The 24,582-nt window shown below is 56.3% G+C and carries 18 protein-coding genes, 1 tRNA gene and 2 pseudogenes; 9 read left to right on the top strand and 12 right to left on the bottom strand.

The features are described 5' to 3' along the window. Nucleotides 1-92: 92 nt before the first annotated feature. From BF12_RS0107055 to BF12_RS0107075, 5 genes and pseudogenes are all read right to left on the bottom strand, one after another. A complete protein-coding gene (locus tag BF12_RS0107055) occupies nucleotides 93-938 on the bottom strand; it encodes a carbohydrate ABC transporter permease (protein WP_051510813.1) in 846 nt (281 codons plus the stop codon). A gap of 66 nt (nucleotides 939-1,004) precedes the next feature. Next, nucleotides 1,005-1,892 carry a carbohydrate ABC transporter permease gene (locus BF12_RS0107060; protein ID WP_024951668.1) on the bottom strand — a complete coding sequence of 296 codons (888 nt, stop codon included), beginning with the start codon at nucleotides 1,890-1,892 and terminating at the stop codon, nucleotides 1,005-1,007. A 279-nt stretch (nucleotides 1,893-2,171) separates the two neighbouring features. Beyond that, nucleotides 2,172-3,515 carry an ABC transporter substrate-binding protein gene (locus BF12_RS0107065; RefSeq protein WP_024951669.1) on the bottom strand — a complete coding sequence of 448 codons (1,344 nt, stop codon included), beginning with the start codon at nucleotides 3,513-3,515 and terminating at the stop codon, nucleotides 2,172-2,174. Nucleotides 3,516-3,884: 369 nt separating this feature from the next. Beyond that, nucleotides 3,885-4,834 (bottom strand): annotated as a pseudogene (locus BF12_RS19115) (sugar-binding transcriptional regulator). A 255-nt stretch (nucleotides 4,835-5,089) separates the two neighbouring features. Further along, nucleotides 5,090-5,683 carry a Yip1 family protein gene (locus tag BF12_RS0107075; RefSeq protein WP_024951670.1) on the bottom strand — a complete coding sequence of 198 codons (594 nt, stop codon included), beginning with the start codon at nucleotides 5,681-5,683 and terminating at the stop codon, nucleotides 5,090-5,092. A gap of 352 nt (nucleotides 5,684-6,035) precedes the next feature. On the opposite strand from BF12_RS0107075, the gene dctP reads away from it, so the two are divergent. Both dctP and BF12_RS0107085 read left to right on the top strand, forming a co-directional pair. Beyond that, complete coding sequence (dctP, locus tag BF12_RS0107080) at nucleotides 6,036-7,037, top strand: TRAP transporter substrate-binding protein DctP (RefSeq protein WP_024951671.1); 1,002 nt, start codon at nucleotides 6,036-6,038, stop codon at nucleotides 7,035-7,037. Nucleotides 7,038-7,291: 254 nt separating this feature from the next. Continuing rightward, complete coding sequence (locus BF12_RS0107085; protein WP_024951672.1) at nucleotides 7,292-8,290, top strand: TRAP transporter substrate-binding protein; 999 nt, start codon at nucleotides 7,292-7,294, stop codon at nucleotides 8,288-8,290. A gap of 110 nt (nucleotides 8,291-8,400) precedes the next feature. Here the strand turns inward: BF12_RS0107085 and BF12_RS19120 are convergent. The 5 genes and pseudogenes from BF12_RS19120 to BF12_RS0107110 form a co-directional block, all read right to left on the bottom strand. Then, a pseudogene (locus BF12_RS19120) lies at nucleotides 8,401-9,168 on the bottom strand (LysE family translocator). 306 nt (nucleotides 9,169-9,474) lie between these two features. After that, nucleotides 9,475-10,314, bottom strand: a complete 840-nt coding sequence (locus tag BF12_RS21965) for a HEPN domain-containing protein (RefSeq protein WP_169734511.1) — start codon at nucleotides 10,312-10,314, stop codon at nucleotides 9,475-9,477. Then, complete coding sequence (locus BF12_RS0107100; RefSeq protein ID WP_024951674.1) at nucleotides 10,295-10,510, bottom strand: hypothetical protein; 216 nt, start codon at nucleotides 10,508-10,510, stop codon at nucleotides 10,295-10,297. Before BF12_RS0107100 ends, BF12_RS21965 begins: the two co-directional genes overlap by 20 nt. A gap of 399 nt (nucleotides 10,511-10,909) precedes the next feature. Beyond that, nucleotides 10,910-10,983 (bottom strand) — tRNA-Gly (locus BF12_RS0107105). 172 nt (nucleotides 10,984-11,155) lie between these two features. Beyond that, nucleotides 11,156-12,196, bottom strand: a complete 1,041-nt coding sequence (locus BF12_RS0107110) for an adenosine deaminase (RefSeq protein ID WP_024951675.1) — start codon at nucleotides 12,194-12,196, stop codon at nucleotides 11,156-11,158. 359 nt (nucleotides 12,197-12,555) lie between these two features. Here BF12_RS0107110 and BF12_RS0107115 point away from each other — a divergent pair, with 359 nt between their 5' ends. Then, complete coding sequence (locus BF12_RS0107115; RefSeq protein ID WP_051510799.1) at nucleotides 12,556-13,575, top strand: Bug family tripartite tricarboxylate transporter substrate binding protein; 1,020 nt, start codon at nucleotides 12,556-12,558, stop codon at nucleotides 13,573-13,575. A 189-nt stretch (nucleotides 13,576-13,764) separates the two neighbouring features. Here BF12_RS0107115 and BF12_RS0107120 read toward each other — a convergent pair whose 3' ends face one another. Beyond that, on the bottom strand, nucleotides 13,765-15,123 hold the full coding sequence (locus tag BF12_RS0107120) for an MFS transporter (RefSeq protein ID WP_024951677.1): 1,359 nt from the start codon (nucleotides 15,121-15,123) through the stop codon (nucleotides 13,765-13,767). Nucleotides 15,124-15,599: 476 nt separating this feature from the next. On the opposite strand from BF12_RS0107120, the gene BF12_RS0107125 reads away from it, so the two are divergent. Genes BF12_RS0107125 through BF12_RS0107135 form a run of 3 tightly spaced genes read left to right on the top strand, consistent with a single transcriptional unit; the run spans nucleotide 15,600 to nucleotide 18,543 of the window. After that, nucleotides 15,600-16,586: a Bug family tripartite tricarboxylate transporter substrate binding protein gene (locus BF12_RS0107125; protein WP_024951678.1), complete on the top strand. Its 987-nt coding sequence runs from the start codon at nucleotides 15,600-15,602 to the stop codon at nucleotides 16,584-16,586. Beyond that, nucleotides 16,586-17,023: a tripartite tricarboxylate transporter TctB family protein gene (locus tag BF12_RS0107130; protein WP_024951679.1), complete on the top strand. Its 438-nt coding sequence runs from the start codon at nucleotides 16,586-16,588 to the stop codon at nucleotides 17,021-17,023. The genes BF12_RS0107125 and BF12_RS0107130 overlap by 1 nt, the downstream gene beginning before the upstream one ends. Continuing rightward, a complete protein-coding gene (locus BF12_RS0107135) occupies nucleotides 17,023-18,543 on the top strand; it encodes a tripartite tricarboxylate transporter permease (RefSeq protein ID WP_024951680.1) in 1,521 nt (506 codons plus the stop codon). The genes BF12_RS0107130 and BF12_RS0107135 overlap by 1 nt, the downstream gene beginning before the upstream one ends. Before the next feature lie 123 nt (nucleotides 18,544-18,666). On the opposite strand, the gene BF12_RS21110 is transcribed toward BF12_RS0107135, so the two are convergent. Beyond that, nucleotides 18,667-19,338: a helix-turn-helix domain-containing protein gene (locus tag BF12_RS21110; RefSeq protein WP_024951681.1), complete on the bottom strand. Its 672-nt coding sequence runs from the start codon at nucleotides 19,336-19,338 to the stop codon at nucleotides 18,667-18,669. A 171-nt stretch (nucleotides 19,339-19,509) separates the two neighbouring features. On the opposite strand from BF12_RS21110, the gene BF12_RS0107145 reads away from it, so the two are divergent. From BF12_RS0107145 to putA, 3 genes are all read left to right on the top strand, one after another. After that, nucleotides 19,510-19,875 carry a hypothetical protein gene (locus tag BF12_RS0107145; RefSeq protein ID WP_024951682.1) on the top strand — a complete coding sequence of 122 codons (366 nt, stop codon included), beginning with the start codon at nucleotides 19,510-19,512 and terminating at the stop codon, nucleotides 19,873-19,875. Then, complete coding sequence (locus BF12_RS19130; RefSeq protein ID WP_051510802.1) at nucleotides 19,875-20,633, top strand: AraC family transcriptional regulator; 759 nt, start codon at nucleotides 19,875-19,877, stop codon at nucleotides 20,631-20,633. Before BF12_RS0107145 ends, BF12_RS19130 begins: the two co-directional genes overlap by 1 nt. A gap of 389 nt (nucleotides 20,634-21,022) precedes the next feature. Next, on the top strand, nucleotides 21,023-24,220 hold the full coding sequence (putA, locus tag BF12_RS0107155; protein ID WP_024951683.1) for a bifunctional proline dehydrogenase/L-glutamate gamma-semialdehyde dehydrogenase PutA: 3,198 nt from the start codon (nucleotides 21,023-21,025) through the stop codon (nucleotides 24,218-24,220). Nucleotides 24,221-24,582 lie beyond the last annotated feature (362 nt).

Below are 24,582 nucleotides of genomic sequence, written 5' to 3' on the forward strand. Positions count from 1 at the left end.
GATGGCAAATTTTGTGGATTGACACCAGCGCATCATTCGCGTTCAGGTGCACTCCGGTAACGACCAAAGTGTGGCTCGCACGAGGCCAGGGATTACTTCACCGCGCCGAAGGTCAAGCCCCGCACCATCTGCTTCTGCGTCATCCAGCCGAAGATGAGTATCGGGGCGACGGCAAGCGTGGAGGCGGCTGACAGCTTGGCCCAGAACAGCCCTTCAGGACTGGAGAAGGAGGCGATGTAAGCGGTCAACGGTGCAGCATTCGACGTGGTCAGGTTCAGACTCCAGAAGGCCTCATTCCAGCTGAGAATGACGCACAGCAACCCTGTCGATGCGATACCCGGCAGCGTCAGCGGCAACAGCAGATGGAAGATTTCCTGCAAAGTGCTGGCGCCGTCCATGCGACCAGCTTCCAGGATGTCCTTCGGGATGTCCTTGAAGAAGGTGTAAAGCATCCAGACCACGATCGGCAGGTTCATCAGCATGTAGATGATGATCAGGCCGGTGCGGCTATCCAGCAGGCCCAGGTCACGGAAGATCAGATAGACCGGCAGCAATACGCCAACGGACGGCAGCATCTTGGTCGACAGCATCCACAGCAGCGTGGTCTGGGTGCGCTTGGTCGGCAGGAAAGCCATCGAATAGGCCGACGGAATGGCGATCAGCAGCGCCAGCAGTGTGGCACCCAGTGAGATCACCACGCTGTTGAGGGCGTACTTGAAGTAGTCAGCCCGTGCCTGAATCTCGATATAGCCATCGATGCTGGGCGTGAAGAACAGACTCGGCGGTGTGGAAATCGCTTCCGCTTCGGTCTTGAAGCTGGTGAGGAACATCCAGAAAATCGGGAAGAACATCATCAGCGCGATGGTCCACGCCACCAGAGTCAGTACCAGCTTGCGGTTGAGGACAGAGCGGCGAGCCCGACTGGCATTCACTGCCATGCTGGCAGCTGCCACGGAATTGGTTGAACTAGTCATCATGCAGACTCCCTGTGTGAGCGCGGGTCATCAATTCTCAAGATTCTTGGCGACGGTACGCACCAGGAAGAACGCGACGATGTTGGCCAGAATGATGGCGATCACACCACCGGCAGAGGCACCACCCACATCAAAGTCCAGCAATGCGCGGATGTAGATCAGGTAGGCCAGGTTGGTCGTCGCCAGGCCCGGGCCACCCGAGGTGGTCACGAATATCTCGGCGAAGATGGTCAGCAGGAAGATCATCTCGATCATCACCACCACGCTGATGGCGCGCTTGAGGTGTGGCAGCGTGATGTAGAAGAAGATGGCCAGCGGGCCAGCTCCATCCATGCGCGCGGCCTCGACCTGGTCGTCATCCAGTGACTGGATGGCGGTCAACAGGATCAATACCGCAAACGGCAGCCACTGCCAGGTGACGATGATGATCACGGAGGTCAGCGGCAGAGAGGCAAACCAGTCAATCGCCGGCAGACCAAACAGGCTGGCAATCCAGGCAAAGATGCCGTTGACCGGATGCATCATCATGTTTTTCCAGACCAGTGCACTCACGGTCGGCATGATGAAGAACGGCGCGATGACGAACAGACGTGCGACACCGCGTCCAAAGAATTCCTGCTGCAGAAGTACCGCCAGCAAGGTACCGCCCACGACCGTGGCAACCAGCACCCAGCCCACCAGCAACAGCGTGTTACCCATGGCCGTCCACAGAGAAGGATCAGTCAACAGGTAGTAATAATTATCGACACCGGCAAACCCGGAGACCGATGGCATCAACAGGTTGTAACGCTGGAAGGAGAACCACAGGGTCATGACCAGTGGAATCAGCATCCACATCAATAACAGGCCAACGGCTGGGGCTTGCAGCGACAGGGTTCGCAATCCCCCGACGGTGCGTCCGGATGCTCTCGTAGACATGGTGAGTCCTTCAATACGGTAGAAGCGTCTGACGATGAAGGGCGAACTTCCGGCCAAGGCTGTCCGTGCCACGCCGCGAGGACGTTGCGAGAAACCTGATGGAGAGGAAGTTGCCTGGTACCGCCTGACGGGGTCCCGCCGCTCATGTCCGCGTAACATTCAACTTTCGAGTGCATATCAAGTGCATATCGAATGAGTGTCGCGTGATCATGCCTGAGCGGCGGGGAGACTTTGGTGCGAGATCAGCATGTCAACGACATGGCTAACCGATGAGGGTGATCAGTAACCGGACTGGCGCATGGTGCGTTCAGTGGAGCGCTGAGCAGAGGCCAATGCATCTTCGACGGATGTCTGACCTGCCAGTGCAGCCGCCATTTGCTGCCCCACCTGAGTGCCGATCGACTGGAACTCTGGAATGGTGACCAACTGCACACCGACATACGGGACCGGCTCAAGCGTCGCATCCGTCGGATCAGCACTGTTGATGGCATCCATCACGAAGCTGGCGAAGGGTGCCGCTTCCTGATAGGCCGGATTCTCGTAGGTTGACTTGCGAGTGCCCGGCGGAATGCTTGCCCAGCCTTGAGTCTCACCGACCAGATTGATGTATTCCTCAGAGGTGGCCCAAGTGATGAAGGTACGTGCTGCATCCTTGGACTTGGACGACTCAGGGATGGCGAGTGCCCAGGACCACAGCCAATGCGAGCCCTTCTCAGTCTTGGCGATCGGTGCGGGGGCGAAGCCCAGCTTGTCGGCAACCGAGGATTCCTTCGGGTTGTAAAGCTTGCCAGCGGCGGACGTCGCATCGACCCACATGCCGCACTTGCCGCTGGAGAACAGTGCCAAGTTCTCGTTGAAGCCGTTGGAAGTTGCCCCCGGCGGCCCGTAGTTGTTCATCAGGTCGACATAGAAGTTGACGGCTTCATTCCAGGCCGGGGAATCCAGCTGCGGCTTCCAGTCTTCATCAAACCAGCGGCCGCCGAAGCTGTTGACCATGGTGCTCAGCAGCGCCGTGTTCTCGCCCCAACCCGGCTTGCCACGCAAGCAGATACCGTAGACACCTTCATCCGGTGCATTGAGCTTGGAAGCCCAATCGTTGACCTGGGTCCAGGTCGGCTTGGCCGGCATGTCGATACCCGCTTTCTCGAAGAGGTCCTTGCGGTAGTACAGCATGGAGCTTTCGCCGTAGAACGGCAGTGCGTACAGCCCTTGATCGTCCCCTTCCGTCAGGCTCAAGCCATCGCGAATCGGCTTGATGAGATCCGCTTCGTTGTAGTCAGCCGGAAGATTGTCGAGTTTGGTCAGCCAGCCCTGCTTGGCCCAGATAGGCACTTCATAGGTACCGATGGTCATGACATCAAACTGACCGCCCTTGGTGGCGATATCGGTCGTCAGTCGCTGGCGCAGCACGTTCTCTTCAAGCACGACCCAATCCAGCTTGATATCGGGATGGGACTTCTCGAATTCATTGGTCAGGCTCTGCATCACCACCATGTCGGCATTGTTGACGGTCGCGACGGTGATGGTTTCAGCACTGGCCTGACCGCTGAGCGGTGTCAGTGCCGCCAGAGCTGCCAATGACAGCAAGCGACGACGTGAAAGCATGGAGTGAGATAACCGCATGGTGCTCTCCTACTGGGGCGTTTGTTGGCGTTATTGTTCTCATCGGTAATCAATGATTTACCCGTACCGATTTCTTCCCTTGTTCGCTCTCTTGAAGAGACGCTGTCCTCGCGTTCCCCAAGGTCAAGACTGTCCTTCTTTACCCGATCAAAACAATCAACCGATGATCAAATGATCGGATCTGGTTGCAGAAAAAGCAAACTCTTGTGCGCTAGACCTTGGGCTATTCAACCTTAGAATCTGATGCTAAGGGAGTAGCCATCGCAGCCTGAACCCAGTAGCTCGGCAGCACTCACACACCATACTCATGACACTTCATAGTCCCGCATGACGTGGTATTGGCAGCGATCACCTCTCTCTCAAGGCAACTTACAACTCGGCACAGATACGCGCAGCGGCCGACTCATCAATGATCAATCCTTCCAGCCACCCGCCGCGCAGTGCGCTTAGAATTGCCGGTCCCTTGTCATAACCACCCGCCATACCAATCAATGGCTGAGACTTGAGCGCAGCAAGCGGCACACTGGTGATTCGGCGAGTCAGCGGGCAATCAATCAACTGCCCATTCACATCCAACGGCCACCCCATCAACTCCCCGACTGCACCAGCATCCAGTAACTCATCGCGCTCGGCAGCACTGATGAACTGATCCTGAAACAGGGTCGCCTGCGCATCGAGTCGACCGATACCAATCACCCCAACGTCAGCCTCGCAGGCCACCTTGAAGACGGCATTGACCAGGTACTGGCCCAGCAGTGATTCCTTATCGTCAATTGAAGCGGCGACCACCGGCGCGGGAAGCAGGAAACGTTCAGCGCCAATCTTGTCCGCCAGCAGCATCACCCCATCATAACGATTGGATGAACCATCCAGTGCGACATTGCCAACCAGCGAGACAATCCGATGCTGCGGCCGTTCGCTACGGCTCAGCGCCTCTACTGCTGAACGCACCGTACGCCCGGTACCCAGTGAAATGGTCTGTGGTTCAAGGCGATTGAGGTAAAACGACAAACGATCAGCGCCCGCTACCGCGAGGAATTCTGCGATGCTATCTCGAGATTGAGTATCGGAAGGCACCACATCACAGAAACTTAGCCCGAAGCGCTCTACCAATGCATCCGACATGGCCATGCTGCCGGCTATTGGATGATCAATGCTGATCTTGACCAGTCGTTCCTGCCGCGCGAGTGCCAATAAACGCTGTACACCAGGCGCGAGACACCAAGCTGCGTGGCAATCTCATCCTGTGTACGCCCACCGACATAAGATAACCACGCTGCCCGTGCGGCCTGCTCCAACCTCTGCTCAAACTTGTCCATGCGCCCTCACCTCGACCATCCAATAATAGGGCTCACTTTCCACGGACTCGCCGCTTAGCACAAGCGATGCAGCGTCCAGCACAGGTAGGTATCCAGCAAAAGGCGCCACCGATATTGCTATCAGGGCGCCCTTGGTCATGACTTATCAGGATATTCTTGGACTTTTCTTCTCGGGACTCCTTTTCTCAAGACCACCACACAGTGTCGGCGATAGCGACATCATCAGGGCTAAGCAGATAAGGCTTAACCGCTACGCTATAAGAACCAGCGGGCTCCATAACCCCACAGTAGCACTGTCACGGCCAGCAGCCCTTCCAGCACCAGTACACCAATACCGAGCGTAGAGCCTGTTACCAGAAAACCTTCCTTGTTGGAGATATCCAGCAGCGGCGGGATGCCGAGATATAGCAGGTAGGCGCTGTAGCAAAGCCCCACAGTGCCCGCGAAGATACATAGCCAGATGATGGGATAGAGCGCGACCAGCCCAGCCAGGAACATGGGCGTCGCCACATAACCAGCAAAGATGATGCAACGGCGGCGGCTGGGATGTCCCGAGAAGCGCTGAGACAGCATGTGGATGACGGTGCCCATGAACCCGATGGCCGTCAGAATAGCGATGTAGAAAGCGATGCCGGCAAAGAAGGCATCCAGCGCCGACAGCTGGATGGAATGCCCCTCCGTCAAGCTCCAGCCGACCTGAGTAGTGCCGATATAAGCGCAGATAACAGGGACCAGTGCCATGAGCAGCACATGGTGTGCGTAGAGGTGGGTGATGGATTCATGTTCCTTGCGGATGGTCTGCCATTCCCGCTGCGGATGCGCCATCAGGCCCCATACGTGGGTAAGCATGTGGTCTACCTCCCGTTGACAGTCGTCGACAATCCGGTCATGCGTTCCCGGCGCGAAATTCGTGTCAGGGCAATTGCACGGCCTTGTTTTGAGCGTAGACCACAAGCCGCCTTCTGCCAGCAATGTCATTGTCCGTACGGCTCACACAACCGCCGACATATGCTCGGCAACAGAATTCACGTCCCATACTTCGTTTATATATCGTTGTTCGAAACAAGAGATTATCGGCCGGCACTAGGCCCATGATTGTCGGGATGCAACGCAATACTGGGAACTGCCACACCGTGGCTCAGCAGTACTTTCGCTCGTCGCCAGCCCACCTCAATGGCTGCCGATAGAAAAGAGAAACCCCATGACGTACAGATTTTCTGCACGGATTACTGTCTCCCTCGCGGCGCTGATGCTTGGCAGCCTGATCAGCCTGCCCGCCTATTCGGCCACTCAATTGATATTCACCAGTGAATACGGTGACACCACTTTGATCGGGCAGCGTTCACGCCACTTTGCCGAGCGCGTGCAAGCGCTAAGCAATGATGAGCTGGAAATCATATTGCAAAGCGCCGGCACCTCGGGACTACGCTCCACCGATCATTCTCGTGCCATCAATAATGACACGATACAAATCGCCAACACGCTAGCGGGTACACTTGGCAGCGACGACCCCATTTTCATGCTCTCATCACTGCCCTTCGTGACACAGGATATTGCGGAGGCAGAGCAGCTCTATCGCATGTCTCGCTCGGCATACGACGCTCTCTTCATGGAAAATGATCAAATATTACTCTACGCCGCGCCTTGGCCCGCCAGCGGCATCTGGTCTCGAAAGGCACTCCGCAGCCCTGAAGACCTCCAGTCTCTCTCCATTCGCACCTATGATCGCAATGGGCAGCGAGTACTACTGAATACAGGCTCAGCTCCGAAGGTAATGGCGTGGAATGATGTATTGCCGGGGCTCGAGAATCGCAGCTTGGATGCAGTACTGACCTCAGCAGAAGCTGGGCTCAATGTCGATTATCCCGCCCACATGAAGTACTACACCGCCATTCACTACGCCATGCCGCTCAACATGGTGCATATGGGACGAGCGCGTTTTGAGACACTCAAACCACAGCAGCAACAAGCCATACTACAAGCTGCCAAAGAAGCTGATCTCGCCAGTTGGGATGCCGTGCGTAATAGCGTTATCAACACTTATACTACGCTTTCAGAGCAAGGCGTCACCGTCGCGGCTCCCGCGCGCCGTGCGCTGAAAGATGCACTGGTAGAAGCCAGCGAGAACGTCATTACTAGCTGGCGACTCAAAGCGGGGGCCACCGGCCGCAGAATACTCGATGACTATATGCAGCAACGTTGATACGTATCTGATACACCATCATGCAAAACCTGCTGTGCGGAGTTTTCCATGACAGTACATATTCTTACATAGCGATGCCCTCTAACGGAGAGTCGCTTTTATAGCGAGGATAACGGCCCTTCCACATTAGCCACGACTAAATATTCTAACGAAAAAGACTTGGCGTAAACTCGCTTCAGCTAATAGAAACGATCGTTTAGATTATGCTGGCCCGCTATTGCTTTATCCAACCCCATGAGAAAAGGATTCGACTCATGTCGATTGCGCTCCGCCTTCACTACTGGCTGATCGGCCCTTTTTTGATAATCGGCCTGCTAACGGCTAGCGCTCTTCATGCACAAACCACATTGAGCATGAGCAGTGACTATGGTGCCGGTACGCTAATGGGCGAACGCGTCAAGGAATTCAGTCAGAAAGTCGTTGAGCTCTCCCAAGATAAACTCAACGTTGAAATTCGCTCCGACATCCGATCAGTCAGTCATCTTCAAGCAACGCGCGGGGGAGTCATCGACATCGCTGCTACGCTCAGTGGTGCACTCGCAGATGAGATACCCTTCTTTGGACTCTCTTCGCTACCGGCTATCGCTTATGATCTTGATGAAGCTCACCGTCTGTACCAGACCGCCAAGCCGCGCTACCGCGAGCTACTCAAGGAGGAAAACCAGCGCCTCCTTTTCGCCCTCCCTTGGCCACCCAGCGGCCTGTGGTCCAAAGATCCGATCGAGGATGGCGCAGGGCTCACCAATCAACCGGTCCGCACTTACGATCGCAATACTCAGCGCGTATTTCTCAATCTTGGCGCCGCCCCACAAATCATGACCTGGGAAGAGCTGACCCCACTACTTGAAGGCGGCACCATCAAAGCGGCCCTGACCTCCGCCATGGGCGGCGTCAGTGCTGAACTTTACCGCTACATGCCCAACTTCACGACGCTCAACTACGCGATGCCGCTCAATATCATTCACATGAATGCGGATAGCTTCAACGCGCTCGACAAGCAACAACAGACGGCACTGCTCAATGCAGCCCAAGCGGTAGAAGACACTGGCTGGGCCTCCACCAGTGCAGTACTGGCCAAAGCTCACGCCACCCTGCAAGCCGAAGGTGCACAGCTGATATCACCTCCGCCAACGGAACTGCGCCAAGACCTTGAAACCGCCAGCCAGCACGTCATTGAAAGCTGGAACCAGAAAGTCAACTATCAAGATCGTGCTCTGCTGACCAAGTATCTTGAATCACGCCCTGAGCGCTGAGCCTGATAGTACTGATGATCGACAGGCTCCAGACACGACAACGGCACCCTCGGGTGCCGTTGTCGTCTTCATGCGCTTTACGTCATGTGCAATAGCAGCCAAGGCTCAGCTCAACGATGCGACGCCGCCAGTCCCGCGCCGGCCACGACGAACAGACTGCCCGTGGTGCGATTGAACAACCGCACGCGCCGGTGGCTATCAAACCAGCGGCTGATGCTGGAACCCGCATGGGCGTAGGTGCTCATCGTCAGCAGGTCCACCACCAGCCAGGTCAGCGCCAGCACCACGAACTGGGGCAGCTGCGGCTGGGCCATATCGATGAAGTTGGGAAACAGCGCGCCGAAGAACAGCAGGTCCTTCGGGTTGCTGATCCCGATGCCGAAGCCCTTGCGGCACAGTTGCCAACGCGTGGCTCTGGCGCGGGTCTGGCCCTCCTCCCCCACGGCATCGAACACCACCGGCTGGGATGGCGCCCGCTAGGCTTGAATGCCCAGATAGATGAGATAGAGCGCCCCGATGATCTTCAGCACCAGGAACCCTGTCTCGGACGCCGCCAATGCTGCGCCGAGGCCCAGCGACGACAAGGCCATCAACACCAGCGACGCCGCCGCCCCGCCCACCACCGTCGCGAAGGATCGGCGTCGACCGTTCCGCAGGCCATGATCCATGCACAGCAACGCAACCGGTCCGGGAAAGGTGATCAAGGCGATGATGACGCTGACATATGCCAACCAGACGGTGAGTTCCACTGGGGGTTCCTTGTCGTTCAACGAGTGACGAACTGCTGAAAGGTGACCTGCCAATATCGCGGCTCTCCGCCACGTCAGCAACAATTTTTGCTCATGGCGGTTCATGATGGCACTCGCAACACCGAGCATGCTGCTGCCGACAACCAGCTCTGTGAGCACTACTAAGCATTGACAACCACACTTAATCACACTTTCAAGCAAGCATAGTGCCAAGTATTGTTAACAAAATCAGGACGGATCTGACACTATATATATCAAATACATACGCTTGCAATGCGACCATGTACATTTTTCTAAAAGCTACCGCAATAATTAAAAGCTCTACTTAAAACCGGCAATATAAAGAAATCACATAGAGATATAACACCAAAACATAACTACAGAAAAACTATAACATTATCACTAGCTAACAAATACGCCAAACAGGATATCATTTTATCTAAGATAACTATCCCCCACACCTTCAAAATTTATAAAAGTAAATGAGTCAGGTCTTCTCATGCTCGATTTTTTAAGCAAACGTTCAGCAGCCATAACCTCCGAAAACTCATATATTTTCTCCTGACAGGAAAAAAGTTCAGCATGTGAACAAATTGTATTCAAAAGATTCATAATAATAACGTCCGTGAGTTCTAAATCTTTTATGTCTATATCCCCACCTTTTCCATCATGAATAAAAGCACAACGCTTAGAATAGGCTTCTGATATTTCCTCATGCATATTAAATTCAATAATTCCATATGCCCATTCCATTAGCGCGTCAATTCTTTTCGTTATTTCCCCTTTGTGGTCTTTGGTTTCTTTTGTTAACAACATTGATTCAATAGCTATCCAATTCCAGATGAACGCATTCCTCATATTACTGGATGCTTGACTTTCTCCAGACAGACTTGCTGCTTGATAAATATTCCATCTCCAATTCTCACTCACCTCAGACTTACCATTTATAACTTTGAGAAGGCTATCAAAAAAACCCTCTCTACAGTTTCTTACCCAATCATCATCAATCTTTAGGCTAAAAGGCTTGCCTACAGCTTCCATTGCACTATAACTTGTACCGTCACGGCCAAGGCATGTTACGGAGCTATAATGAAATCCATAGTTAGAGTTATAGGGCCTAGGTAACCCATATAAATTACGGGTTTTATATGTCATCTGCGATAACATTAATATGTTAAGTGATTCGAGTACCTTCCTGTGAAAAGTCGCTGTTTTCTCTTTAGCATTACCACCAGACATCCATACTGCATAAGCTTTATAAAAAAACGCTGTCATTTTCTACTGAATGCTGCAGATGTTCAACAGCTTCATCATCTAGCTCTAATCCTCGCTGCTTGATAAAGTCTAATAAATACTCACCCGACACAATATAAATTGAATTCACCCTAATAAAATTAGCAAAAAAATCCGCACAAAACTCAATCCCATCCAATGGTGTAGCCAAAAACCACCCATTCTTATCCACCCCCATTTACCACCTCCGATTGATTTTAAATAAAATAATATTTAGTCATCCCAACTACTTTTCAAGCGGCTACAAAATTATTATTAAAGTCCATAAACATCCTAGTGGACAATATTCACAACACACAATCTTGCCCTATTCGTAAAATCTTGTAACAACACACTAGGCATCGTAGTAATGGCTAAAAGATTATCCAAATAAGAATAAACTTTTTACTCGTATAGGCTGATAGAGTAATTACACATATTAAAATCTGCCAGGCATTTATATTCAAATAACACTTTAGAACAATAATGCTGGCATTCAACCAATCCTACTGACGCCATGTGAGGAGTCACATCAAGAGGAATACTAATATCCTAAACACAAAAAAGCCTCCCATTCGGGAGGCTTTTTTGAAGAATCTGGAGCGGGTGAAGGGAATCGAACCCTCGTCTTAAGCTTGGGAAGCTTCTGCTCTACCATTGAGCTACACCCGCAGGGCGGACCGTTGCGCACGCCAGAACTGCATTGTACTCAACGACTTAACACGGTCAAGCAACATCTGATGGAGTAGTTGTCGTACCTTGTGCCCTACTCATCCTTGGTTTTCCCAAGCCATTGATTGTACTCAGTAATCAATGGACCTCATTCGCGACGCAGCCGCGAGGATCACACAGCGCAGGTGTCGAGTTGCGCCAGCAGCTGGCAACGACGTGCATCACTCATGCCGAGGCCAGCGGCGCGCTGCGGGAAGGCAGCGTCGATGGCATTGCGGCATAGCGTGATCCACTGCGCTTCGCTCAGCGAGAGCGCTTGTTGCACGGCGACGAAGTTGTCGAGCATGCCACCCCCGAAGTAGGACGGGTCATCCGAGTTCAGGGTGATGTTGAGGCCAGCGTCGATCAACTTCGGCAACGGGTGGTCTTCCATGCGCTCCACCACCTTAAGCGCGACATTGGAGAGCGGGCAGACCGTCAGTGGAATGCGGCGTTCGGCCAGCTCCGCGACCAGGGCGGCATCTTCCAGACAACGCACGCCGTGGTCGATACGCTCCACGCCCAGCACCTCAAGCGCGGTGCGAATGTACTCCGCCGGCCCCTCCTCACCCGCGTGGGCGACACGATGCCAGCCGCGCTCACCCGCCAGCTGGAAGACCTCGGTAAATTTCTCCGGCGGGTTGCCGATCTCGGCGCTATCAAGGCCGACACCCACGAAGCGTGATTCGAAGGGAATCAGGGCGTCAAACAGCTCACGCGCAGACTCGGCAGAATGACAACGCAGGAAGCTCGGCACCAATGCGGAAGTGATATCGAACTCGCGTTCGGCTTCGAGGCAGGCGCGCTCCAACCCGACGAACTGTACTTCGAGACTCACGCCGCGCGCTAGATGCGCCTGCGGATCAAAGAATAGCTCTAGATGACGTACACCATCGGCACTGGCACGACGGAAATAATCTTGTGCGAGACGATAGAAATGTGAGGCATCGTTGAGCACACCCATGCCCTGATAGTAGAGGGCGAGGAAGGCCGGCAAGTCTGCAAAATCGTAAGCCGCCTCGACCTCCTTGAGCGAAGCATAGGGCAGCACGATGCCTTGTTCTGCCGCTAACTCGAACATCAGTGCAGGCGTCAGAGAGCCTTCAATGTGTAGATGCAGCTCTACCTTCGGCAAACGGGCGAGAAAATCATGCGTACGCGGGGTTAGGGTCATGGCCCGTCTCCTGAATAAAGGGTGACTACACAGAACGTGATTAAGCGCGCGGTGATGAAAAGATGATCACGAGACAAGAACTCACTTTCCCTCCTGACGGACCTACCGACACATAGGCGCAGTCTGATAGCGCAATTCTAGCAACCTGGAGGCCACATTGAGGAGTCTCGATGCACGAACAGCGCAATCTGGCCAGCATGCCCCTTTCGCCTTGGGTGTATTCAGCATGGCTTACGAATAGACTATTTTTGATGCTGGCGCTGCATGAGAGATCGCGGTGCGCTCAAGGCTTCCTACAAAAAGATTCACCACAACAACGATAACGACTCACGCTGACACATCATAAAGGACACACCCTCATGCGCTTTGATTTACGCCGCCAATGCCGCTCGACTGCCACCTTGCTCGCGAGCACTGCTCTGCTGGCAGTCGGCTTGAATACCTCCGCCCTCGCCGCCGAGGAAAACTTCACTCCACAAGGCAAGACCGACTGTATCGCCCCCGCAAAGCCCGGCGGGGGGTGGGACTTCACCTGCCGCAGCGTCGCACGCTTGCTGGATGGGCAGAACATCATTCCCGCCGGCATGCAGACCATCAACGTGCCCGGTGCCAGTGGCGGCGTCGCCTTCGCGCATGTGAAATCCAAGCGCCACGATGACAACAAGCTGATCGTCGCGGCCTCCAGTGCGACCACCACACGACTCGGCCAGCATCGCTATCAGGGTGGCAAGGTCAATGACGTACGCTGGCTGGTCACACTCGGCGCTGACTATGGCGTGATAGCCGTCGCCGCCGACTCACCCTATCAGTCGCTGACACAGCTGCTGGAGGCCATGAAGCAAGACCCTAAATCGGTGCGCTTTGCCGGTGGCGATGTAGCGGGAGGGTTCGATCATCTCAAGGTATTGATGGCGGCACGCGCGGCGGGCATAGAATCACTACGTGCCCTGCCCTATCTGGCGTATGACTCCGGCTCAGTCGCGATCACTCAAGTCATGGGCGGGCACCTGGAAGCCTTCACCGGCGACATGAGCGAGGCACGTGGCTTTGTCGAGTCAGGCAACTTGCGCCTGCTGGCCGTCTTCAGTGAGGAGCGCCTGCCAGGCCAATACAGCAATATCCCGACCGCCCGCGAGCAAGGCATTGATGTAATCGCCCCCAACTGGCGGGGCTTCTATCTACCGGGTGGCGCATCAGACGCCGCCTTCGATTGGTGGGAAACTGCCCTCAACAAGGTGGCCGATAGCCCTGAATGGCAGAAGACCATGCAGGACAATGGCCTGATGCCGTTCCACAAATCGGGCAAGGCACTAGACACCTTCATTACCCAGCAGGTCAGCGATGTCGAGCAGCTTTCGACAGATCTGGGTCTGTTGTAATTCGTTGAGCGTCCAGTCATCACAACGCGTTGGCGACGTTTCACGACTGACCTGCCACTGCGCCGTTTCGCACCGCATGTGACGAGCCCCACTAACGAAAAAACGCCATCCCGATGTCATGGGATGGCGTTTTTTCGTTTCACCCCATACCTACTGCCTTTCGGAGCACTTTCAGCCTTGGCTCTTCATTTACTGGCGCGTAGCAGGCAGCTCCGCGCCAGGAAGTTCTGGTTCGAGAGTTGATTCACGCTCTGACTCAAGAGCCGGCTCGCCTTCGTATTCCTCTTCACGCTCACGGGCCTCGTGCTCATCCTCGGCATGCTCATGGGCCCACTCACCAGCGGCCTCCACCACCAAGGGTGACGCCGTCGGCAGGATGTTCAGGTAGCTGTCGGTTTCACTGACCGGCACCATCGCCTGTTGTGTCATCTGATAGAGCGCATACAGCGCGATTGCCACGAAGGTTGCCGCAATGACCAGCCAGAAAGCGTAAGGATCAATCCCCTCCATCATCCCGCCCGCCGCGAGCGGCCCAAGGATTGCCCCAAGCCCGAAAGCAAACACCAAGCCACCTGACGCACCGGGCATATCCTCTGCAGACAAGGAATCGTTCGTGTAGGCGAGGAGCAAGGCATAAAGCGGCGTTGTCACCCCTCCCGCAAAGAAGGCAGCAGCAATTAACGGCCATAGCGCGTCCCCCGCCATCCACCCCATCATGCTAGACCCTGCCCCCATGACGGACAGCCCGCAGATGAGTATGCGCCTGTCCATCCGGTCAGATAGCCAGCCAATCGGGGTCTGCATCACCAGTGCCCCCGCAAACAGCATGGCGACGAACAGCGCGATATGCGTGCTCGACAGTCCGATCTGGGTGCCAAATACGGCCCCCATTCCCGATTGTATGGCGTAGACACCGCCCAGAAGAAAGATGCCGATGGCACCCAACGGCGAGACATTGAACAGATTGCTCAATGACATGGGGCGCGCCACCGACACGACGGGCGCGGCGGCGGCCGACAAGAGAATGGGCGCAAATGAGATGGATACGAGTATTGAGGCACAGATGAATAGTACCGAGGTGCCGGCATCGCCCAACGTCAACAATCCTTGCGCCCCGATGATGCCGAGTGTCTGAGCCATCATGTAGGCCGAAAGCACCTTGCCACGAGTCTCATTGGTGGCCGCCGCATTCAGCCAGCTCTCAGAAGTGACATAGATGCCAGACATGCAAAAGCCCACCAGCACGCGCAGCAACGTCCAGGCCCAGGGCTCGGCCAGTAACGGCAAGGCAATCAGCGCTGCTGACATGAAACTTCCCAGCGCAGCAAAGACACGCACATGCCCGACCCGCTGGATCAACAACGGTGTGTAACGCGCACCAGACAGGAAACCCATGAAATAGCCGGAGGTGACGATAGCCAGTTCGGTCGAGGAAAACCCCTCGATTCCGCCCCGCAGGCCAATCAGTGTGAAATGCATCCCGTTGCCGAGCATGATCAGCACGATGCCAAGCAACAGCGCCCAGACCCCTGACAACACGTTGTTCATGATATTTCCCTTATCGCGTTGCGCTACTCCAATGAGCTTCACACGCTAATACGAAGGGGGTAGTCCTGCTTTTACTGCAACGCCATATCGGGGTTTATTTGCGACAACGCATGAAATACACCCAAGCTTTTTCTTCCGATATATCCGGGCTGCGCCTTCAATTCGAGCCTAGCCCCCTATTCGAGGCATTCATATATGGATTGATGCGTGTCTGTGCCCTTTTCCTTTCGAAGGTGTGAACACAAAAACGCACCAACAAAGTGCGCAAAATGGGCTTTCGACCAAGGTCGGTGCGACGAATGGGTATCTTGCGAGGGAATGATCTGAGCGCTAATTTCACCATACAGAATTAAGTTTCGCCTTACAGAACTGTAAGGTTGTTGTCAGGTTGGGATAGCACGTCGAGATAGCACCGCTCTATCCCTCTGACTCACGCCATGTGCATTCACAATAAATTAATAATTCCAGAGGTCGCCATGACACGCCATCTGTCTCTCAAACTCCTGACCGCCGCGGTGGTCACCGCCATGTCCGCCCAGGCCCTCGCCTTCGAGCCCAAGGGCAAGGTCGACTGCATCGCACCGGCAGACCCGGGCGGCGGCTGGGATTTCACCTGCCGCAGCGTCGGCAAGCTGCTGTCTGATCTCGAATACGTGCCAGGCAATGTCCAGACCATCAACATGGCCGGTGCCGGTGGTGGCGTCGCCTTCGCACATACCGTCTCCAAGCGCGCCGGTGATGAGCAGCTGCTGGTAGCCGCGTCCACCGCGACCACTACGCGTCTGGCTCAGGGCCAGTTCCCGGGCATGAATCAGGATCAGGTCAACTGGATCGGCGCTCTGGGTGCCGATTACGGCGCTATCGCCGTCTCCAAGGATTCGCCTTACAACACCCTGTCCGAAGTAATGGACGCGCTGAAGAAAGACCCGAAATCCGTCAAGTTCGCCGGCGGGAGTGCGGCCGGTGGCTGGGATCACCTCAAGGTGCTGATCGCCGCCCAGGCAGCCGGTGTCGAGAACCTGCCCAAGGTCTCCTACCTGTCCTACAACAACGGCGGTGAGGCGATTACCCAGGTCGTCGGTGGCCACGTGCAGGCCTTCACCGGTGACATCTCCGAGATTCAAGGCTTCATGGAATCCGGTGATCTGAAGGTACTGGCCGTGCTCTCCGAAGAGCGCCTGCCGGGCAAGCTGGCTGACGTCCCCACCGCACGCGAGCAGGGTATCGATGCCGTCGCGCCCAACTGGCGTGGCTTCTACATGCCGGCCGACATCAGCGATGACGCCGAGCAGTACTGGACCACCACGCTGGATAACGTCTACACCAGCGATGAATGGAAGGACGTGATGACCAAGAGCGGCCTGATGCCGTTCCACAAATCGGGTGCCGAGTTTGATGCCTTCGTGAAGGCGCAGATCAAGGACATCCAGACGCTCTCCAAGGACATTGGGCTGATTCGCTGATGAATGACCGTATCTTTGGTCTGCTGATGCTCACCCTGGCCGTCGCGTACGGCTGGGGTGCCCAGCAGTTCCCCGAACCCTTTGGTGGGGCTGAGTCCATCGGCCCTGAAACCTTCCCGACGGTATTGTCGATCGTATTGGGACTGAGCAGCCTCTACCTGATGCTGCGCCCAGATCCCAGCAATGGCTGGCCCTGGAATCGCACTGGTCTCGAGATGGTGTGCGCTATTGTCGTGCTGTGTCTTTATACCGCGCTGCTGGAGCCACTGGGCTTCATCGTTGCTACCACCTTTGCGGTCGGCACGTTGTGCTGGCGCATGGGGGCGGCTCCGCTCAAGGCTTATGCTACGGGGCTGATTGGCGGCATCGTCGTCTTTGCCCTGTTCAACTTCGTGCTTGAACTGCCACTGCCGCTGGGCATCCTGGAGGTGGCGTAATGGAAAGTATTGGCTTCTTGATGCAGGGCTTCGGCCTCGCGCTGCAACCTGAAAACCTGATGTTTGCCATTCTAGGCGCCTTCCTTGGCACCTTGATTGGCGCATTACCGGGCCTTGGCCCTGCCAACGGCGTGGCAATTCTGATCCCGCTAGCCTTCACGCTGGGGCTGAGCCCGGAAACGTCACTGATTCTGCTGACGTCAGTCTATGCCGGCGCCATGTACGGTGGCCGCATTTCCTCCATCCTGCTCAATATCCCGGGCGATGAGCCAGCGATGATGACCTGTCTGGATGGCTACCCGATGGCGCAGCAGGGCAAGGCGGCGGAAGCGATGGCCATCTCGGCGATCGCTTCCTTCATCGGCAGCCTGATCGCGACCATCGGTCTGATCGTGATGGCACCGTGGCTGGCCAGCTTCGCACTGACCTTCGGCCCGGCAGAATACTTCGCACTGTTTGTGCTGGCGTTCGCCACGCTCGGCGGCATCACCGGCAAGAATCCGGTCAAGACCATCATGGCAGCGGCGATCGGCCTGATCATCGCCACCGTCGGCATCGATGCCTCCACCGGCACTCAGCGCTACACCTTCGATATTCTTGAGTTGTATGAAGGCATCGACTTCATCATTGCCATCGTCGGTCTGTTTGCCATCTCCGAGCTGTTGTTCTTCATCGAAGAAAACGCGGGTGAAGGCAAGCCGATGATCGCGATGAACAAGATGAAACTGAAGATGAAGGATATTGTCGCTATCCTGCCGACCGCCTTCCGCGGTGGCGTGCTGGGCTTCATCGCCGGCGTACTGCCGGGGGCCGGCGCTTCGCTGGGAAGCTTCATCAGCTACACCCTGGAGAAGAAGATTCTCGGCAAGAAAGGCAACTTCGGCAATGGCGATCCACGCGGCGTTGCAGCACCGGAAGCGGGTAACAACGGTGCCGCCTCTGGCGCACTGGTCCCGATGCTGACACTGGGTGTGCCGGGCTCTGGCACCACCGCCGTTCTACTAGCGATGCTGATCTCGTTGAACATCACGCCGGGTCCGCTAATGTTCTCCCAGCACGGCGATATCGTCTGGGGTGTCATTGCCGCGCTGCTGATCGGTAACGTGCTGTTGCTGCTGATGAACATTCCGATGGTCGGTATCTTCGTCAAACTTTTGTCCGTGCCGCCCAAGTACCTGCTGCCGGTAGTGACGATGGTCGCCTTCGTGGGCATCTACTCTATCAGCCACTCCGTGTTTGACCTGTACTTCATGGTCGCCTTCGGTGTCGGTGGTTACGTATTGCGCAAGCTGGAGATACCGCTGGTACCGGTCATTCTCGGCATGCTGATCGGGCCAGAGATGGAGAAGAACCTGCGTCACGCCATGCAATTGTCTGATGGTGACTGGACCATTCTGATCGGTAGCTCGCTGTCCATCACATTGTGGTGCATTGCGATTGCCGGACTGGTACTACCCGTCATCGTCGGACCGATTCTGCGTCGCCGCATGGGCGCCGCCAAGGCCACCACCGGCGTTTGAAACAAGCGTGATGCACACCTGATAGAATGCACGAGCAGCACCAGTGCACAAAAGCCCCCACACATAAACGTGCGGGGGCTTTTTCATGGGCGAACGCCCGATACTCAATGCATCGCAGGCCTGCTAAAACACCGTGCCGTGCTTCCACTCTTCCAACACCTGATGGGCCTGATGCGGAGTCAGACGTGCCGCTGGGCCACTCACGACGATGACTTCGGCAGGTGCCAGGGCGTCATCCTGCTGCGGCGCCACGCTCACAGCCAATGCGGCAACAGTCAGCCCTTCTGCCTCACCCACTTCAAGCTGTCCGCTATCCACGCAGTGCTGCAGCAGCGCAGTCAGTGCCATATCCAATACCTCACCCTCCTCCAACTGGTGTCGCAAGGGCGCCTGACTGAGTTGAACGTACTGGCACATTGCCTGGCGTGGTCGTGTCATACCCTCGACAGGCCGCGCATCCGGCAGGCTACCGTGCTCGACCAGTATCAAACTCGCAGTCTCGCCGCTAGCCGCATTCAGCGCCGCCAACCATTCACGCAACTGCGCCTCACGCACCGACTGCGCAGGGGCCAACTGGGCGAAGCGACCCAGCGCCGCACCGATAGAGTAGATTCCGTGGCTATCGCGCTCGACATACCCAAAGTGCTCAAGCGAGCCCATCAGCCGCAGGATGGTGCTTTTGTAAAAACCGCTGGCCTGCGCCAACTCATTGAGTGTCAGTCGGGGGGCGGCAGGCGTGAAGGCTTCCAGCAGAGTCAGGGCACGCTCGACGGCTTCAACACGTTGACTGGCCATGATCAGAGGCTCCTGCACAGGAAAAGAAAGACATGCGTACCTGGATCATGCCATATCGTTCTGACAGGCAGAACATGTCAATCGCGTTCCACTGACAATGCACGTCCTCCAGCATGGTAGAATACGGTTATTGGTCTCTACTTTTCGCCTCCGCTTTCACAAGGTTCGCCCATGTCACTGTTCATCATCACTTTCGTGGTCTGCCTGATCGTCTGTCTCGCGACGGTCGGCCTATTGATGATGGCGCGTACTCCGCGTTTTCGTACTGATTTCAGCGATATTGCCCGTGTACTGGATCAGGCATGCAACGGTGAAATCAGCGAGAACGAATGGCATACCGTGATTGGCTATCCGATTCGCCATGATGAGTATCTCGAGAGCCTGCGCCGACGCTGCCAGGGCATCTTCGACAATCACGCCCGTCCGTGGCAGCTGGCGCAGGGCGGCGCGCTCTTCTCCCGCGAAGGCCGCGAGGAACTCAGCATACTGCTCGGGCATCTGCGCGCACGCACCGGCGTGGCGGAGACTCGCGCCTGATGGCCGCCAGCGAGATGCGCCTGATTCCGCTCTCCAACCTGCGAGAGCATCATGACCACAGCTACCATCAGTTAGTGATAGGACTGGATGGACTAGCCGAATTCGAGATTGAAGGACAAGGCGGCGAGATTCGCCCATTGACCGGCTGTATCGTGCCAGCAGACCATGTGCACTACTACGCTGGCATCGGCGAAAACCGCCAGCTGATACTTGACCTGCCCGATGATGCGCCCTATCTGACCGGCACTCATCGTGAGCTGAAGCGCCTGTTCGAACGCCCGCGCTTCTTCACGCTGGATACGCGGCTGCGTGGTTACCTGGAGTTCATGCTCGCCGAGGTCAATGATTATCAGCAAGCACCTGGCGATCTATTAGCGGCGACCTTCCTGGCCTGCCTCAACACACGGCTCGCCGAGCCAATGAGCGCGCTAGGCAGCACGGGCCGTCAGCTGGATCTGGTCGCGCTCAATCGTTATATCGATACACATCTCGATCAGCGACTAACGGTTGCCGATCTAGCACGTCAGTCCTACCTGTCGGAGCAGCACTTCAGCGAACGCTTCAGGATACTGACGGGACTATCGCCATATCAGTATTTGCTACGCCGACGGCTGGAGCAGGCGCGCAACCTGCTGGGCACAACAGAACTCTCACTATCCCAGATTGCTGATCGTTGCGGTTTTGCAAATCAGAGCGCGTTCTCGCATGCCTTCCGCAAGCACCTAGGCAGCCCGCCTTCGGCCCTACGCAAGACTTGAGACGCAAGATCCGCAGTACAAACTCGCCAATCACGACTTTAGTCGCACAAGATCGTCGCATTTCTCTTCATGAACTTCGACAAAGGTCGGAGAAGCGTGCCAGTTCAACACCATGTCCGTGAATTTGGCATGCGCACCCGTGAAATTGGAAAGACCCGCCCCCCTGCACCACTCTACATTCACGGGTATACATCCAGACGTGCCGATGTCTCGCTCCTCTGATGCTCATGACAGCATCCACGGTGCCTCGACCCGGCCATCCTTTTCGGCGTACCGCCGCCCAGCAGCAAGGGGTTTGCTCCATGACTACCGCCACTTCCACCGATCAGGCCATCGCAGCGACTCCGAACAGTCATCCCGCTATCGCCAAGGATGCGCTGTCTGCCAGCATTCTGCGTGCCAATGACATGCTCGCACCGGCCACCTGGCAACAGGCGCCGGACACGCTGTTTGCACGTGTCAGCGATCACTACCTGGTCGATGAAGATGCCTACGTTGCAGAGCTGGTCGCGCTATTGAGTGCTGAAGCCAATGATGCCAAGCGCATTGGTGACCAGACCGCCGAGCTGGTACGTGAAATCCGCACCATGGACACTGCCGTCGATTCCATCGACGAGCTTCTCCAGCAGTACAGCCTGAATACCCAGGAAGGCGTGTTGCTGATGTGCCTGGCCGAGGCGCTGCTGCGTATTCCGGACAAGGACACTGCCGATGCCTTGATCGAAGACAAGCTAGGCGTGGCCGACTGGAAATCTCACCTGGGCCAAAGCGAGTCCTGGTTCGTCAACGCTTCTACCTGGGGCCTGTTGATGACAGGCAACGTCATCAAGATGGATTTGCCCAAGGAAGATGGCAAGCCGGCGACCTTCATCAATCGCATGGTCAACCGCCTGGGCGAGCCCGTCATCCGCCGCGCCATGTATCAAGCAATGAAGATCATGGGCAAGCAGTTCGTACTCGGCCGTGACATCAAGGAAGCGCTCAAGCGCTCCCAGCCGCAGTTCGACAAGGGTTACACCTACTCCTACGACATGCTAGGGGAAGCGGCCTGCACACGTGCCGATGCCAAGGGCTACTTCGATGACTACGCGCGTGCCATTCGCACCGTGGGTGATACGTCGCGCAAGCTGAAGGCCGGCACACCGTCACCGTCTGTCTCCATCAAGCTGTCTGCACTGCACCCGCGCTATGAATTCGGCCGCCGCACCCAAGTGCTGGAAGAGCTGGTCGGTAGCGTGCGTGAACTCGCGACCATCGCCCGTGAGCTCGACGTAGCACTGACCATCGATGCTGAGGAAGTCGACCGTCTCGAGATTTCACTGGAAGTCTTCCGTGCAGTCTACGAGAGCGATACCTGCCGCGGTTGGGGCAAGTTCGGTCTGGTCGTGCAGGCCTACTCCACGCGTGCGCTGCCGACATTGCAGTACCTGAACCGTATCGCTGATCTGCAGGGTGACGAGATTCCGCTACGTCTGGTCAAGGGTGCCTACTGGGATAGCGAGATCAAGGAATCCCAGGAATTGGGTGTTGAAGGCTATCCCGTGTTCACCCGCAAGGCCTCCACTGATATCAGCTATCTGGTCTGCGTACGCTTCTTGCTGTCCGAAAATACGCGTGGCCGTATCTATCCGCAGTTCGCGACGCACAACGCCCATACCATCAGCGCCATCCTGGATGTCGCCAATGCCGTACAGACACGTCAATTCGAATTCCAGCGTCTGCACGGCATGGGCGAAGCGTTGTATGAAGCCGCGCTGAAGCGTGCGCCCAAAGCGACCTGGTGCCGTATCTATGCGCCGGTCGGTGCCCACAAGGACCTGCTCCCGTACCTGGTGCGTCGTCTGCTGGAAAACGGCGCCAACTCATCGTTCGTTCACCAGTTGGTAGACCCGCGCGTGCCAGTCGAAAGCCTGTGTACCCACCCGGTCGTCACCCTGAATCAGTACGCGACCTACCACAATCCGCGCATTGCATTGCCGCCGCATATCTATAGCGAAGGTCGCCGCAACTCACGGGGTATCAACCTCAACATCAATAGCCAGTATCAGCCGCTGATCGATGAGATGGCGACGCACATGGATACCGTCTATGACGTGCGTCCGCTGCTGGCCTTCGATGTTGCCCCGGATGCTGAACGCCGCCAGACCGTCACCTGCCCATTCGACCGTCGCGTCACGCTCGGTCACGTACAATGGACCAGCGCAGAAGAAGCATCGCGCGCTGTCGATGCTGCCTGGGCTGCCTTCCCGCGCTGGGAGCAAACACCGGTCGAAGAGCGCGCCGCGATTCTCGAGCGCTTCGGTGACCTGATGGAAACCCATACCGCCGAGCTGATGACGCTGTGCTCCCGCGAGGGTGGCAAGCTGTTGACGGATGGTATCGCTGAAATTCGTGAAGCCGTCGACTTCTGCCGTTACTACGCCAAGCGTGCACGTGCTGACTTCGCCCTGCCGACTGAGCTGCAAGGCCCGACGGGTGAGCACAACCAGATCCTGCTCGGCGGCAAGGGGGTATTTGCCTGCATCAGCCCTTGGAACTTCCCGGTCGCGATCTTCTGCGGTCAGATGGTCGCCGCTGCCGTCACCGGCAATACCGTCGTTGCCAAGCCAGCTGAGCAGACCTCATTGGTCGCACATCGCGTAGTCGAGCTGCTACGTGAAGCGGGTATGCCGCGTGATGTCGTCCAGCTGCTGCCAGGCGATGGCCCGACCGTCGGTAGCGTGCTGTCCAGCGACCCGCGCATCACTGGCGTCTGCTTCACGGGCTCCACCCAGACTGCACAGATCATCAATCGCTCGTTGGCCGCACGTGAAAACGCCCCGCTGCCATCGCTGATTGCCGAGACTGGTGGCTTGAACGCCATGATCGTCGATTCCACCGCCCTGCCAGAGCAGGTCGTCAATGATGTAGTGCAATCTGCCTTCCAGAGTGCGGGACAGCGCTGTTCAGCCCTGCGTGTCCTCTACGTGCAGGAAGATGTCGCCGAACGCGTCATTGAGCTGCTCAAAGGTGCAATGGATGAGCTGAACATCGGCGACCCGCGCAACCTGGGCACCGATGTAGGCCCGGTTATCGACGAAGAAGCACGCGCAGGTCTGCTCAAGCACATCGAGACCTACCGCGAGCAAGGCCGTGTGATCGCCGAGTCCAGTCTGGATCCGCGTCAGACTGAGCACGGCACCTTCGTGGCACCGGTCGCGCTGCGTATCGATGGCATCGATAGCCTCGAAAGCGAGCAGTTTGGCCCGATCCTGCACATCGCCACCTGGAAGGGCGGTGAGATAGACAAGGTCATCGATACCATCAATGGCCTCGGCTACGGACTGACCTTCGGTGTACATTCCCGAAACGAAAGTTTTGCTTATAAGGTTGCACAGAAAATTCGTGTTGGTAATGTCTACATCAACAGGAATATCATCGGCGCAGTAGTCGGGGTCCAGCCGTTTGGCGGCCAGGGCTTCTCTGGTACCGGCCCTAAAGCTGGCGGCCCGCACTATCTGCACCGTTTCGCTACCGAGAAAACCCGTACCGTCAACACCACGGCACTCGGTGGCAACGCGTCTCTTCTGGCCATGGGCGAAGAATAAACCTGAACTGCCCGCCCCCTGGGCGGGCAGTTCAGGTAATGCCTGGCAGAGGACTGCATGACGCGGACGCGTAACAGTCGCCAGGCGGTATCGGGGTAGAACAGCACCCAGGTGCCTGCGGGCGCTTCACTGGCTCGTGATATGTGCCACATGCCTATCTATCGAATGGATGGGTGGGCATGCGGCACATCTGACCGCTTGCTACGTCACGCAACATGCGGGGACACATGAACGTCAGAAGATCCTGTTATGCGCTAGTCTGAACATAATCAGAATGCAGTCAGCTCCAGTCATTCAGCCTGATATTTGGTCAGTCTTCAGGCGACACGGCAATGACTGGCATCCCTGCAGCACTGATATGT

It is taken from the genome of Cobetia crustatorum (genome assembly GCF_000591415.1).
Classification (GTDB): domain Bacteria; phylum Pseudomonadota; class Gammaproteobacteria; order Pseudomonadales; family Halomonadaceae; genus Cobetia; species Cobetia crustatorum.

Excerpts from the sequence above, each read along its gene's own strand:
- BF12_RS0107055 (WP_051510813.1), bottom strand. The coding sequence starts at position 938 with ATGGCAGTGAATGCCAGTCGGGCTCGCCGCTCTGTCCTCAACCGCAAG.
- BF12_RS0107060 (WP_024951668.1), bottom strand. The coding sequence starts at position 1,892 with ATGTCTACGAGAGCATCCGGACGCACCGTCGGGGGATTGCGAACCCTG.
- BF12_RS0107065 (WP_024951669.1), bottom strand. The coding sequence starts at position 3,515 with ATGCGGTTATCTCACTCCATGCTTTCACGTCGTCGCTTGCTGTCATTG.
- BF12_RS0107075 (WP_024951670.1), bottom strand. The coding sequence starts at position 5,683 with ATGCTTACCCACGTATGGGGCCTGATGGCGCATCCGCAGCGGGAATGG.
- dctP (WP_024951671.1), top strand. The coding sequence starts at position 6,036 with ATGACGTACAGATTTTCTGCACGGATTACTGTCTCCCTCGCGGCGCTG.
- BF12_RS0107085 (WP_024951672.1), top strand. The coding sequence starts at position 7,292 with ATGTCGATTGCGCTCCGCCTTCACTACTGGCTGATCGGCCCTTTTTTG.
- BF12_RS21965 (WP_169734511.1), bottom strand. The coding sequence starts at position 10,314 with ATGACAGCGTTTTTTTATAAAGCTTATGCAGTATGGATGTCTGGTGGT.
- BF12_RS0107100 (WP_024951674.1), bottom strand. The coding sequence starts at position 10,510 with ATGGGGGTGGATAAGAATGGGTGGTTTTTGGCTACACCATTGGATGGG.
- BF12_RS0107110 (WP_024951675.1), bottom strand. The coding sequence starts at position 12,196 with ATGACCCTAACCCCGCGTACGCATGATTTTCTCGCCCGTTTGCCGAAG.
- BF12_RS0107115 (WP_051510799.1), top strand. The coding sequence starts at position 12,556 with ATGCGCTTTGATTTACGCCGCCAATGCCGCTCGACTGCCACCTTGCTC.
- BF12_RS0107120 (WP_024951677.1), bottom strand. The coding sequence starts at position 15,123 with ATGAACAACGTGTTGTCAGGGGTCTGGGCGCTGTTGCTTGGCATCGTG.
- BF12_RS0107125 (WP_024951678.1), top strand. The coding sequence starts at position 15,600 with ATGACACGCCATCTGTCTCTCAAACTCCTGACCGCCGCGGTGGTCACC.
- BF12_RS0107130 (WP_024951679.1), top strand. The coding sequence starts at position 16,586 with ATGAATGACCGTATCTTTGGTCTGCTGATGCTCACCCTGGCCGTCGCG.
- BF12_RS0107135 (WP_024951680.1), top strand. The coding sequence starts at position 17,023 with ATGGAAAGTATTGGCTTCTTGATGCAGGGCTTCGGCCTCGCGCTGCAA.
- BF12_RS21110 (WP_024951681.1), bottom strand. The coding sequence starts at position 19,338 with ATGGCCAGTCAACGTGTTGAAGCCGTCGAGCGTGCCCTGACTCTGCTG.
- BF12_RS0107145 (WP_024951682.1), top strand. The coding sequence starts at position 19,510 with ATGTCACTGTTCATCATCACTTTCGTGGTCTGCCTGATCGTCTGTCTC.
- BF12_RS19130 (WP_051510802.1), top strand. The coding sequence starts at position 19,875 with ATGGCCGCCAGCGAGATGCGCCTGATTCCGCTCTCCAACCTGCGAGAG.